The sequence below is a fragment of the Methylomonas sp. EFPC3 genome, assembly GCF_029643245.1.
Lineage (GTDB): Bacteria > Pseudomonadota > Gammaproteobacteria > Methylococcales > Methylomonadaceae > Methylomonas > Methylomonas koyamae_B.
In genome coordinates this window covers 3,098,553-3,111,000 of the sequence record NZ_CP116398.1, presented here as the reverse complement: position 1 = coordinate 3,111,000, position 12,448 = coordinate 3,098,553, and the positions used below count along the sequence as shown (strand labels likewise).

The window sequence follows — 12,448 nt, the reverse complement described above, 5'->3', positions numbered from 1 at the left end:
CGCAGGAGCCGGCGGCATAAGCCGCTGCCGGCCGAATCGGATAACAATCGACGGAGTCCCAATGATGCATGAAGCCAGTATCCCGCCGTTCGCCGCTGCCGCCAGCCCGGCCGCAAATGCCTGCCGCGAGCGGCGGGCGCAGGTCTGGGCCGCCCCGCTGCTTTGCGCCGGATTGTTGCTGACGGCCTTTCCGGTCCGCACAATCGCCGACACCACGGAAAAGTCGCCGCCGACGCTGGAGTTTAAGATTCCGGCCGGGGCGCTGGCCGATGCGTTGCTGCAGTTTTCCGAGGCCAGCGGCCAGCGATTGCTGATCAATGCCGATCTGCTGCGCGGATTGGTTTCGCCGGGCTTGCAGGGAACAATGACGCCGAGCCAGGCTTTGCAGCGCTTGTTGGCGGGCAGCGGTTTGACGGTCCGGCGTACCGAATCGGGCAGTCTGACCTTGGAAAAAGCCGCGGCCGCATCACCGCAGTCGGCCGCTTCCGTATTGCCCGGCGTGACGGTAACCGCTAGAGCCGAATACGCCGATACCGATCCGTACAACCCGCATTACAACCGGAGCGTTGCCAGCACGGCGACCAAGACCGACACGCCGGTGATGGAAACTCCGGTTTCGATCCAGGTGGTGCCGAAAGCGGTGCTGCAAGACCAGCAGGCGATCCGGGTCGGCGATGCACTGCGCAATGTCAGTGGTTATTTCGATACCCGCGGCGAGGAGTTTTTCTACGACACGGCTTTTCTGCGCGGTTTCGATACCGGTAGCAGCCAGTATATCGACGGCCTGCGCGACGTTTCCCAATCGCATTCGTTGGCCAACATCGAACAGGTGGAAGTTCTGAAAGGCCCGGCCGGGGCCTTGTACGGCCGATTACAACCGGGAGGTTTGATCAACTACGTTACCAAACGGCCGTTGGACACGCCTTACTACTCGGTGCAGCAGCAATTCGGTTCGTTCGATCTGTACCGGACCCTGGTCGATGCAACCGGTCCGGTCAACCAGGACGGCAGTCTGCTGTACCGCTTCAATATGGAGTATCTGGACAGCAATTCGTTCAGGGATGTGGTGCATAAAGAGCGCGGTTTCGTCGCGCCGTCGTTGGCCTGGATATTGTCGCCGCGCACCCGGCTGGATTTCGATTTTCGTTACCACGATGTCAACGGCCCGACGACTTTCGGCGTTCCGGCGGTCGGCCAGCGGCCGGCCAACGTACCGATCAGCCGTTATTTCGGCGAGCCGGCGCTGGATGGCGCCGATTTTAGCTTGCTTTACGGCGGCATGAGTCTGAGCCACGAATTCAACCAGCGCTGGAAGCTGGAAGCCAAGGCAGCTTACAACAGCAACCACCAATACAGCGCCGGCGTCGGCATCGAAGCCCTGGACGAAACCAGCGGCGAGGCTTCGCGCTGGTACAGCATGTACGATTACGACCAGGACAGCATTCAGGGTCTGATCAACCTGACCGGCAAATTTTCCCTGTTCGCTACGGAACATACGCTGGCGGTCGGCGGCGATATTTTTAAAATCGATTACCGCAACAACACCGCGTTGTTTCTGTGCGAAGTGGGCTGCGGCAATACTTTTCCGGCACGGATCAATATTTATCAGCCCATGGTTTACGGCCGGCCGGGCGTGGATTTGAGCCAGGAACAATACGATCCGACTTCGTCCGGCCGCGATTCCTGGTGGGGGCTGTACATCCAGGACCAAGTCAAAATCAGGGAAGATTGGCACTTGTTGTTCGGTACCCGTTACGACCAGGCCCGCACCAGCTGGGTCGATACGCCGACCACCGACGACGGTGAGTTCAGTCCACGGGTCGGCTTGCTGTATCGGCCGTTGCAGTGGCTTTCGCTCTACGGCAACTACAGCAAAGCCCTGAACGCCGCCAACAGCGTGTTGGTGGCGCCCGGCACGCAGCGCAAACCGGAAATGTCGGAAGGTTACGAAGCCGGCCTGAAAGGCGAGTGGTGGGACGGCAGGCTCAACGCCAGCCTGGCGTTCTTCGAATTGACCAAAAAGAACGTGGCTCAGACCGACCCCGGCGACCAACGCTACAGCATCTTCGTCGGCAAGGGCCGCAGCCGCGGGATAGAGTTCGATATGGCCGGCCGAATCACCGAGCAGTGGAATCTGATCGCAACTTATTCCTATACCGACACCCGGGTGGTGGAAGACGCCGACTTCCGCGACAAACGCTTCATTAATGTGCCGCGTCATGCCGGTAGCCTGTGGTCGAAATACGAGTTTGCCGAACCGGCCTTGAAAGGCCTGTGGTCGGGTGCCGGCGTCTATCTGGTCGGCCAGCGCGAAGGCGACAACCTCAACTCGTTTCAATTGCCCGGCTACGCGCGGGTCGATGCCGCGTTGGGCTACGCCTTTCATGCCGGCCCTTCCAAGATCAGTCTGCAGTTCAATATCGACAATTTGCTGGACAAGCGCTATTACACCAACTCCACCTGGGGCAGCCGTACCGGCGGGATTCAACCGGGCGCGTCGCGCACCTTTTTAGGCTCGGTGCGGATCGAGTTTTGAGCCCGGCAGGCTTACGGCGGCGGCAGACCCGCCGCAAAATCTGGCTGAACCTGCACTTATATCTGGGGTTGAGCGCCGGGGCAATCGTCGCGCTGGCGGGTTTGACCGGGGCGATTCTGGTGTTCTACGAGGAACTGCAGGAAATTCTGAACCGCGATCAAATCGTTGTTGCAGTGCCAACACACCCTCAAGTTCGCTCGCTGGACGAGATGGTCGCGGCCGCCGATAGCCTGAAGCCGTCCGGCAGCCGCTTTTTTAAGGTCTATTATCCGCGCCGGCCGGGCTTGGCCTATAAGCTGTTGTATTACGCATCCGTAAGTGGCGAAGCGGACGGCGACGGCTATTACCTCTTCGTCGATCCTTACACGGCTCAGGTAACTGGCCGCCAATTGTGGCATCCCGCCGCCGGTTACTGGCGGCGGCCGCTGGTCAGCTTCATCATGCAACTGCACTATTGTCTGTTGCTGGATCGGTTTGGCGTGGTTTTAGTCGGCATTGTCTCGGCGCTGTCGCTGGTTTCGATATTGACCGGGCTGGTGTTGTGGTGGCCGTCGACCGGCCGTTTTACCAGTGCCTTGGCGTGCAGACGCCGCGCCGGTTGGGTCAGGCGCAACTACGATCTGCACAAACTGGCCGGTGTTTTGAGCTTTTGTGTGTTGTTTCCGGTGCTGTTTTCCGGGGTGTATTTCAATTTGCCGGAGCCGGTCAACCGGGTGGTCGGCAGGTTTTCGGTGTTGACGCGGCCGAATGCCTGGGAAGGGATCGATAGCGAAAAGTTGTATTCGGAACCGGCCCTGGGCCGCGATCCGATCGGTTTTCAAGCGGCGGAAGCGGCCGTGAATCGGGCGTATCCCGGCGGCAGGTTGTGGATGTTGACCGCACCGACCGGGGAGCGGGGCGTGTTTCGGATTGCCAAACGCGACGCCGCCGAGTTAAGCGGTTTTGCCTTGGGCTATCGGGATTTCGCCGTCGACCAATACAGCGGCAGGTTATTACAAGTCTACGAAGCGGGGCGCGGCAGCTACGGCGACGTGTTTTTGGATTGGCAATGGCCGATCCACAGCGGCCAGGCTTTGGGTTGGAGCGGGCGGATCGCCGTATTCGCGTCCGGTCTGGCTTGCCCGCTGTTGTATCTGACCGGGGTGCTGCGTTGGCTGCAAAAGCGGCGGGCCACGCACGCACGGGAAAATTAAACTATGTTAGCTGCCGGCTGGATTGGGCGATATGCCGTATCGGCCAAGCGACATGGCGCGCAACATTTTGAATGTACAGGCGTTTTTCTGTGGCATGAAACTGGCTGTGTATTCGGCCGACCCCTCTTGCCTATTCCGCCCACCATGAGTTTGGACATTGCCGTACTGTACCGGAGTTACCGTAAAGAGTTGCTGCACCATTTGCAACGCATCGTACACTGCCCGGAGACGGCTCAGGATTTAGTGCAGGAAAGCTACCTGATTTTATGCCGTAACGCTGCCGATACCATTGAGCATCCGCGCGGCTTGCTGTACCGCATCGCCGGCAATCTGGCTTTGGACCATTTGCGTCACGGCCGCATCGTCGATCGGCACCGCGAAACCTGCGATGCGCCGGAAACGGACCGCTACCCGGACGCCGAGAGCCAAGTTGCGGATGCGCAGCGGCGGGCGTTATTGCATCAATCCATTGCCGAATTGCCGCCGCGCTGCCGGGATGCCTTCATCTTGAACAAACTGCGCGGCATGAGTTACCGCGACATCGCCCTGCTACTCGATATCTCCGAGAGCGCCGTGGAAAAACACGTCATCAAGGGTGTGACGTATTGCCGCAAGCGCCTCGGCGGCCAGATTCGTCGACGGGAAGCTCTGGCAACTCCGCGCGTTAGCGGTTCCAAGCATCTAGTGGCATAAAGGAGCGATCCATGAAATGGCGCCCGTTCTGGGTGGTTGTACACCGTTACGCCGGGCTGGCGATGACTGCTTTCCTGATTATTGTCGGTCTGACCGGCAGTTTGTTGGCTTTTTACCATGAGCTGGATACTTGGCTGAATCCGGCATTCTCAGTGCCTGCCGCCGGGCAGCCTCGGCTCGAATTGCCGGTCGTGCTGGAGCGAGTGGAACGGTTGGCGCCCAACGCCCGCTTACAGTCGGTAAATTTGGGGCACGACTTGGTCGAGGTTTGGCTCGAACCGAAAACCAACCCGATGAACGGCAAGCCTTACGCCTTGGATTACGACCAATTGCTGCTGAATCCTTACAACGGCGACGAGTTGGGCCGGCGCAAGTGGGGCGATCTTAGTCAGGGTTTGACCAATTTGTTGCCGTTCGTCTACCGCTTGCATTATGCCTTGGCGTTGGACGAAATCGGCGGTTGGATCATGGGCATTACCGCGCTGGTGTGGACGCTGGACAGTTTCGTCGGTTTTTACCTGACGCTGCCGCCCGCCCGGCGCGACGCTGCGCAAGCCCCGGCCAAGCCGTTTTGGCGGCGTTGGGCTGTGGCCTGGAACATCAAATGGCAGGGTTCCGCGTATCGGATCAATTTCGATCTGCACCGTGCCGGTGGGCTGTGGCTGTGGCTATTGTTGCTGACCTTCGCTTGGTCCAGCGTTTACATGAATCTGAGCGACAGCGTTTACGCGCCGGTGACGCGGACGCTGGTCGGTGAATACCATGAGCCGTGGATCGATGTTCTCGACCTGGACCAGCCGCTGGAAAACCCGGCCATCGGCTGGCGCGACGCCTACCGTATTGCCGGCGAATCGTTGGCCCAGGCCGCCCGTGAACGCGGCGTGGCAGTTAATGAGCCCGTGTCGTTTCGCTACAACGCCGCAAAGGGATTTTACGTTTACACGGCGCGCACCGGCGCCGACATTCAGGATACGGGCGGCGAGACCCGGCTGGTGCTGGACGCCACGACCGGCGCCCCGAAATTGTTGCTGTTTCCCCGCGGCCAGTACGCCGGTAACACCGTAACCAGTTGGCTGGCCGCGTTACACATGGCCAAGGTGTTCGGCCTGCCTTACCGGATAGTGGTCTGCATCCTCGGCTTGGCGATCGTCATGCTGTCGGTGACCGGCGTGGTGATTTGGTTGAAGAAGCGGCGGGCGAGGTTGGTTAAATCTTGAATAACCGCTGAAATCAAAACCCCGGTTTGTATGGGCTATATGCCTACGAAGGCAGCCATGAACGCAAGTCTAAAAGGTAGCCGAGTCATTCGGAGAAGTTTTATCCGACAATCGTCCGGGGTGGGCTGAGTAGATCAAATTCAACAGAGGGACTTCACAGCTTACCGGCAATTACTGCAACGGTACGATTTATTAGTCAGCAGGAGCGCCAAGGTCAATTGTCTATATTGTAAGGCGTTGTATACCTCGTGAGGTATTCGCTTACGCAGAAACATCCAGGAGCCCAGGTTGCTCGGTGGGTTCTGGCTGATCATGGTCTGGATGCTCAACGAGCTCTGTATCGCGTCCTGGTACATCGCCAAACCGGCCGGCGTCCCGTAGGCGCAACCAGCGCGCTGCCGGCCAAAACCATTTCGAAACCCAAAACACCTCATGACAAAAGGACACTAAAAATATGTGCTCAATACCGCCGGAGATGAGCAATTGATCAACAAACAACCAAGTCAAACCCACAACACTACCCAACTCAATTTCGGCGGCATTCAACGCGATGCCGGTCGCGACTACTACGAGTATTGAGTGCCAAGTTCCCCTCAAATTGCTGTTAGCCTGGACACCAACGGCGGAACTTGACCGCAGAGCACTGGATAACCCTGAGCTATTCAAGAGCCGTTTCGGGTTTGCGCCACCGACTATCATCCGCGAACAGATCATCGCCATTCGCCGGCAGCATGACTTCACGGATCAGAAAATCCGCTGGCTACGCTACTCAGGCTTGTTAAAAATCACCGCCCAGGAAGCCAAGCTAGCACCCAGTCAACTAATATTCATGGCAGGATGGCTGCAATTGCTCTTCGTGAGCCTGGTTTGCTCCACCATGTGGTTTCAAATGACTTACCCCACCGCCAGCGTTCCCGCCAGGAAACAAATGGCAGGATACTTATTCATTTGCGGATGTTGGATGATGATGGCCTGGCCGCCAGGCAAGCTCTATCTCGAGCCATGGTATGTGTTGAAACGGGCGGGCGTTATGGATGCCCAGTCAATTTGACGCCGAGCAAGCGGGCGATCCGCGACAAAGCGAATAGCTCTATTGCGTTGCCGATTGGGCTTAAGGACAAGTTTGTTCGAAGTAGCGATTTGCGAAAATTGGCTAACGCCGATGATCATCACTAAGTTGCGCGGCTAAAACCACAACCCCACCGGCAACCAATTTTAGAGACTAACAGATGGCACGAAGGGAATCGACAAACGACAGGGAAGCTTATGCCCGCCCACGTGACCACCACGCTCGGCATCGATCCGGATTCGCCAGCCTGCCTCACTGGAAAAACCTGAATCCAATCGTTATTGGCTTAACTTCGAGAAAGGTCGGCGGCAACCTGGGCGACATCAATCTGATCCACGATACCTTCCACAGCCGGTTTACCGATCACGTGGATACCAGAGCCGTCACCACCCTACCGGACATGCAGAGCTGTCCTGAGCGGAGTCGAAGGGGCGCGAGACAAGTCCGCAGCCTGCGCGAAGCGGCCAGCATCAGCACCACCTTGGCGGGCCTGCTCATCCAATTCGCTAGCGCCGGTCGCGCCGATTAGCAAGCCCTGCTGGATGAAATCCTTGACGCCTGGAGCGACGACACCAGCACCATGGCCTCTACCTTTGGCGGCGCCTGCAGCGGCCACAGCCTGACAGTCAACATCCAAAACGTCGCCACCGACAGCCCCTCCTACAACGCCTGGGCTGACAAACTGACCGTCCTGAAATACTTCGACGACCGCGCTTTTAACACCGAGTCTGTTGCTCGGCGGCAAATGAATCAACATCGAAAATGGCGGCATGACAACGATATCAATACATTCGGTAAAACAAACCAACAACAGATTCGAACAATTTCAACAGGAGCACACCAGCATGGCATTTGTGAATGAAAAAATCCCCGAACAAGACAGAGGGAAATTTGCTGCTGTTATTAACTACGAAAACCTCAGAAAACAGGCCCGATACATACCCGAATTCCGCTCCGATTTGCTGAATCTCTGGGCGATTGACCGTGTGCGCGGAGTCTATGTGATTTTTGTGACAGGTGGGGGGCGAGAGCAATTGGAATACTATGTACTCGTTATGGACGGACAGCCAGTCGTGTTCAATGTTGACCAAAAAATAATGGGACATGACAGCATTGGCCTTCAGGAACATTGGAGCGTGTATGACTTGCTGATACCGCCAAGCCTTGAATCGCGCAGGGAAGAGATCAAACAACTGATACGCGAGGCGCTCGAAGAAAAGGCTTATCTTCGTGCCACTGCTGACGGCGGCACCTTTGCAAACCCAAATACCGTTGCCCGAGGCAACATCATTTCTTTCGAAGTCGAATTCAAATAAATCAGGGAGCAGATCATGGCATATACAGTCGATCAAGCTTTAACAGGTTGGTGAAAAACTCATTTTTGACCCTGATTCAGTCTGTATTTAGTTGAAGCATGATACTGCAGACACTATATATTGATTAAGCTGACCAAAATTAGCGCCTGAAATATGGTTTTTCACCAACCTGTTAAGCAAAATTGGCACAGCGGAATATTCAGGCGTCGATGCAGATTTAATTAACTTTTCAATAAGGGAAATATCATGAGCTTTATATATGAAGAAAGTCTATCGAAAAATGACACTGAGAAGGCCAATGCTCTGGCTAGAAGTGTTGGAGTAAATGACGATGTATTTTTTCAATGGGTAATAGATCGTGAATGTGATGTGGTGATGCTTTGCTTTGCACTAACTTCCCATATGAGGAAAGGCCCAGGCAAATACGGTCTTTTTATAAAAGACAAAGGATTGATTTTTAAAGTGCAATATAAGGGAGTAAACGAAGAAGGTGTGGATGGTGCTGTTATTATTTTTGAAAACCTATCCCTTGAAATTCCAGATGGTTTTGGTGTTTCTCGTGAAGAAATAATTAACTTAATTAAGGAAGCATTAGATGTATTCGGCATGAGTATGCCTTATACAGCTTTAGTCCGCGTAAATATTTAATAAGGAAAAATGAAATGGGCTTGTCTTCCACTACATTAAAATTTCAGCTTCGCGATATTGTACAGGCTGGAACTCCTACAATTGAACAACTTACAAACCTGGTAAAACAAGCTTCAACTGATATTAGCAGCTCAAGGCCGTAAGGCGCAATAACCAACGGGCATTGCGCCGTATTTAATCAACCTGTCATTGATATTAAAAAAATGGATTGCCGGCGAATTTGGCATTCTGGCGGAACCTATTTTTTTTACTATCAATTTGTTACAAAGAAAGGATAACGATTTGTTGATCCGGCATATTCAATATTTGAGGGAGTCGGTTAAAACGGTAAAAGCTCATAACCCGTTCGAAATTCACGGTTGGGTGGTATTGCCCGAACACATGCATTGTTTGATTGAGTTACCGGAAAACGATACCGACTTTGCCACCCGGATACGCTAGATAAAAATTGGATTTTCTAAAGCAATATCCAAAACCGAGCGCAGATCGAGCGCGAGAATCAAACGAGGTGAGCGAGGCATTTGGCAGCGACGCTATTGGGATCATCTAATTCGAGATGAAGCGGATTTTCAAGCACACTTGAACTATATTCATTACAACCCGGTGAAACATGGCTGTGTAAAGCAAGTAAAAGAATGGCTATATTCGACCATTTTTCAAATGGGTCGAACGCGGTGTTTATCCTTTAAATTGGGCATGAAATGACGGAGATTTATATAAGTTTGAATAGTTTTAAAATACGGCGCAATGCCCGTTGGTTATTGCGCCTTACGGTCTTAAGTCTTGCTTTCTATATGAGATAACAAATGAATCAGGCAAATCAAAACAATTCAAGCCATTCAAATAATGAATTGGGTCTTACTTCAAATCATTTTTGGCTTTTAGTTCCTTTTGCAATAGGCTTATTAATATCGCTGCTATCTCCGGGCGACGTTATGAAATACGTAATTCCAAGAGAGATTGTTGATATAGTTGGTGTTGTTATACCGATGGTAAGAAAAATTAAGGGGGAATACGAGTTATCGCAAATAGCGCAATTTTATTATGCTGTTATATGGATAATTACGCCGATTTTTTCATTGTTAGCATTCAAGGCAAAACATCCCATAGAAAAAAACGAAGACAATTTAGATATAGGTGTGTTTGTAATTGCTATATTCCTTAGTTTTTGTCTAAGGTATCTGTTTTTTGAAGGACTTGATCCAAACGACACTGGTTCTAAATATGCCGTTTTGCTTCATAGCAGATTAGGCATGGGTATTTTTGGTATTTTAATTCCAATTTTTGCCTTCATAACTGTAGTAGTTGATTTAGCTGTTATTGCCGGATTTTTATCATATTTGAACAAAGGGAAAGAGGAATAATCATGTCGCAAAAATCCAATTTAGAAGAGAGTGTAACGATTAGTATCGTAAGGCCGTAAGGCGCAATAACCATCGGGCATTGCGCCGTATTTAATCAACCTGACATTGATATTAAAAAAATGGATTTCCGGCGAATTTGGCATCCTGGCGGAACCTATTTTTTTTACTATCAATTTTTTACAAAGAAAGGATAACGATTTGTTGATCCGGCATATTAAATCTTTGAGGGAGTCGGTTAAAACGGTAAAAGCTCATAACCCGTTCGAAATTCACGGTTGGGTGGTATTGCCCGAACACATGCATTGTTTGATTGAGTTACCGGAAAACGATACCGACTTTGCCACCCGGATACGCTAGATAAAAATTGGATTTTCTAAAGCAATATCCAAAACCGAGCGCAGATCGAGCGCGAGAATCAAACGAGGTGAGCGAGGCATTTGGCAGCGACGCTATTGGGATCATCTAATTCGAGATGAAGCGGATTTTCAAGCACACTTGAACTATATTCATTACAACCCGGTGAAACATGGCTGTGTAAAGCAAGTAAAAGAATGACTATATTCGACCATTTTTCAAATGGGTCGAACGCGGTTTTTATCCTTTAAATTGGGCAGGAAATGACGGAGATTTATATAAGTTTGAATAGTTTTAAAATACGGCGCAATGCCCGTTGGTTATTGCGCCTTACGGCCTTAAACTTCCCTGGCCGAGCGAAAAATCGCCCGTACAACTGAGAGCCAAGCCATTGCTGGAATCCAGAGATTGATCGCCAGAGCAACTAGAGCTAGCAAGATCAATAAATGTTGAAGCTTGAATCGTAGACGTTGCTAACCCAAAAACGCAAACCAGAAACCATTTCGCACGCATACTAAATTTATCCTTTTCTAGAATTTAATCTCAGCGTACTACCTGATTATTTCAGCTCTGTGACATAAGTGCGGTCGTTCAATTTGCAACGATTAAAGATGGCTTGGTCATCGCTGGTTGGCCGGCTTCGACACAAAACAGTGCTTTCGTGACCTAACGGTTTATTCACAAACCTCCACCTCAAACTCCGTCCCTTTCACTGCGGTAACTTTGACTTTGGTGCCCACCGGGCTATCCGGGCCGCGAACTGTCCAGATCGTGTCGTCGACTTTGACTTTGCCGTGGCCGTTTTCGATCGGGGCGATCAGATTGAAAGTGCGGCCGACGTATTGGGCGCCGCGCCGATTCAATAACGGGTGGTCGCTAACGTCCGTGGCGCGGTTGCGGGCGTATCGGCGCCAGACCAGTACCGACGACACGGCCAATAGCGAAAACAGTAAGACCTGGACATTGAAGGCGGTGGTTTCGACTAACAGCACTACCGAGCCGACGATGAAGGCTGAGACGGCCAGCCACAGGAAAAAGAAGCCGGTGGCCACAATTTCCAAAGCCAGAAAGCCGACCGCCAGCACCCACCAGTACCAAAATACGATGTCTTGTTCCATCATGTTCAACCCTTCTTCTGCAAGGCTTCTTTGGCCAGCTCGCCGATGCCGCCCAAGGCGCCGATCACGCTGGAGGCCTCCAGCGGCATGAATACCAATTTGCTGTTACCGGCGGAGGCGACGTCTTTCAAGGATTCGATATATTTTTGGGCGACGAAGTAATTGATGGCCTGTACGTCACCTTTGGAGATCGCTTCGGACACCATCAGCGTGGCGCGGGCTTCCGCTTCCGCCAAGCGTTCGCGGGCCTCGGCGTCGCGGAACGCGGCTTCCTTACGGCCTTCGGCTTCCAGAATCTTGCTTTGTTTCAAACCTTCGGCTTTCAGGATTTCCGCCTGACGCAGGCCTTCGGCTTCCAGAATTTGCGCGCGTTTTTCCCGCTCGGCTTTCATCTGCCGCGCCATCGAGTCGACTAAATCCTTGGGCGGCGCGATGTCCTTGATTTCGATCCGGGTGACTTTGATCCCCCACGGCGAGGTGGCATCGTCGACGACGGTCAACAGGCGAGCGTTGATTTCATCACGGCGGGACAACAATTCGTCCAAATCCATCGAGCCCATCACGGTGCGGATGTTGGTCATCACCAGATTGATGGTCGCCACGTCCAGATAATTGACTTCATAGGCGGCCTTGGCGGCATCCAGGATTTGATAGAACACCACGCCGTCGACCCGTACCATCGCGTTGTCCTTGGTGATCACTTCCTGCGACGGCACGTCCAACACTTGCTCCATCATGTTCAGCTTGCGGCCGATCTGGTCGATGATCGGCACGATAATGTTCAAGCCGGGCGTCAAAGTCGCGGTATATTTACCGAAGCGCTCGACGGTATATTCCATCCCCTGGGGGACGGATTTGACGCTCATGAACACCATCAGTATGGCAAACACCAGTAACACGGTTACAAACAAGCCAAAGCCGCCCATAGCGCCTCCTAAAT

General features: G+C 52.9%; 12 protein-coding genes. 10 read left to right on the top strand and 2 right to left on the bottom strand.

What is annotated here, in order from left to right:
• The first annotated feature begins 61 nt into the window (after positions 1–61).
• From PL263_RS13915 to PL263_RS13865, 10 genes are all read left to right on the top strand, one after another.
• Positions 62–2,536 (top strand): TonB-dependent receptor, encoded by a 2,475-nt coding sequence (locus PL263_RS13915; RefSeq protein WP_278209914.1) that lies wholly within the window; start codon positions 62–64, stop codon positions 2,534–2,536.
• On the top strand, positions 2,533–3,729 hold the full coding sequence (locus tag PL263_RS13910) for a PepSY-associated TM helix domain-containing protein (RefSeq protein WP_278209913.1): 1,197 nt from the start codon (positions 2,533–2,535) through the stop codon (positions 3,727–3,729). Before PL263_RS13915 ends, PL263_RS13910 begins: the two co-directional genes overlap by 4 nt.
• A 144-nt stretch (positions 3,730–3,873) precedes the next feature.
• Entirely contained in the window at positions 3,874–4,422 is a 549-nt protein-coding gene (locus PL263_RS13905) for a sigma-70 family RNA polymerase sigma factor (RefSeq protein WP_278209912.1), read from the top strand.
• A gap of 11 nt (positions 4,423–4,433) precedes the next feature.
• On the top strand, positions 4,434–5,639 hold the full coding sequence (locus PL263_RS13900; RefSeq protein WP_278209911.1) for a PepSY-associated TM helix domain-containing protein: 1,206 nt from the start codon (positions 4,434–4,436) through the stop codon (positions 5,637–5,639).
• Between the two features lie 550 nt (positions 5,640–6,189).
• Positions 6,190–6,690 carry a hypothetical protein gene (locus PL263_RS13895; protein WP_278209910.1) on the top strand — a complete coding sequence of 167 codons (501 nt, stop codon included), beginning with the start codon at positions 6,190–6,192 and terminating at the stop codon, positions 6,688–6,690.
• A 178-nt stretch (positions 6,691–6,868) separates the two neighbouring features.
• On the top strand, positions 6,869–7,237 hold the full coding sequence (locus PL263_RS13890) for a hypothetical protein (protein WP_278209909.1): 369 nt from the start codon (positions 6,869–6,871) through the stop codon (positions 7,235–7,237).
• 51 nt (positions 7,238–7,288) lie between these two features.
• Positions 7,289–7,570: a hypothetical protein gene (locus PL263_RS13885; protein ID WP_278209908.1), complete on the top strand. Its 282-nt coding sequence runs from the start codon at positions 7,289–7,291 to the stop codon at positions 7,568–7,570.
• Complete coding sequence (locus PL263_RS13880) at positions 7,554–8,024, top strand: hypothetical protein (RefSeq protein ID WP_278209907.1); 471 nt, start codon at positions 7,554–7,556, stop codon at positions 8,022–8,024. Before PL263_RS13885 ends, PL263_RS13880 begins: the two co-directional genes overlap by 17 nt.
• 246 nt (positions 8,025–8,270) lie before the next feature.
• Positions 8,271–8,672 (top strand): hypothetical protein, encoded by a 402-nt coding sequence (locus tag PL263_RS13875; RefSeq protein WP_278209906.1) that lies wholly within the window; start codon positions 8,271–8,273, stop codon positions 8,670–8,672.
• An 806-nt stretch (positions 8,673–9,478) separates the two neighbouring features.
• Complete coding sequence (locus PL263_RS13865; RefSeq protein WP_278209905.1) at positions 9,479–10,036, top strand: hypothetical protein; 558 nt, start codon at positions 9,479–9,481, stop codon at positions 10,034–10,036.
• 1,028 nt (positions 10,037–11,064) lie between these two features.
• On the opposite strand, the gene PL263_RS13860 is transcribed toward PL263_RS13865, so the two are convergent.
• Complete coding sequence (locus PL263_RS13860; RefSeq protein ID WP_278209904.1) at positions 11,065–11,511, bottom strand: NfeD family protein; 447 nt, start codon at positions 11,509–11,511, stop codon at positions 11,065–11,067.
• 2 nt (positions 11,512–11,513) lie between these two features.
• Positions 11,514–12,434 carry an SPFH domain-containing protein gene (locus PL263_RS13855; protein ID WP_278209903.1) on the bottom strand — a complete coding sequence of 307 codons (921 nt, stop codon included), beginning with the start codon at positions 12,432–12,434 and terminating at the stop codon, positions 11,514–11,516.
• Positions 12,435–12,448 lie beyond the last annotated feature (14 nt).

Bases quoted from the DNA above. Each gene is read 5' to 3' on its own strand.
- PL263_RS13915 (WP_278209914.1), top strand. From the start codon at position 62: ATGATGCATGAAGCCAGTATCCCGCCGTTCGCCGCTGCCGCCAGCCCG.
- PL263_RS13905 (WP_278209912.1), top strand. From the start codon at position 3,874: ATGAGTTTGGACATTGCCGTACTGTACCGGAGTTACCGTAAAGAGTTG.
- PL263_RS13900 (WP_278209911.1), top strand. From the start codon at position 4,434: ATGAAATGGCGCCCGTTCTGGGTGGTTGTACACCGTTACGCCGGGCTG.
- PL263_RS13895 (WP_278209910.1), top strand. From the start codon at position 6,190: ATGCCGGTCGCGACTACTACGAGTATTGAGTGCCAAGTTCCCCTCAAA.
- PL263_RS13890 (WP_278209909.1), top strand. From the start codon at position 6,869: ATGGCACGAAGGGAATCGACAAACGACAGGGAAGCTTATGCCCGCCCA.
- PL263_RS13885 (WP_278209908.1), top strand. From the start codon at position 7,289: ATGGCCTCTACCTTTGGCGGCGCCTGCAGCGGCCACAGCCTGACAGTC.
- PL263_RS13880 (WP_278209907.1), top strand. From the start codon at position 7,554: ATGGCATTTGTGAATGAAAAAATCCCCGAACAAGACAGAGGGAAATTT.
- PL263_RS13875 (WP_278209906.1), top strand. From the start codon at position 8,271: ATGAGCTTTATATATGAAGAAAGTCTATCGAAAAATGACACTGAGAAG.
- PL263_RS13865 (WP_278209905.1), top strand. From the start codon at position 9,479: ATGAATCAGGCAAATCAAAACAATTCAAGCCATTCAAATAATGAATTG.
- PL263_RS13860 (WP_278209904.1), bottom strand. From the start codon at position 11,511: ATGATGGAACAAGACATCGTATTTTGGTACTGGTGGGTGCTGGCGGTC.
- PL263_RS13855 (WP_278209903.1), bottom strand. From the start codon at position 12,434: ATGGGCGGCTTTGGCTTGTTTGTAACCGTGTTACTGGTGTTTGCCATA.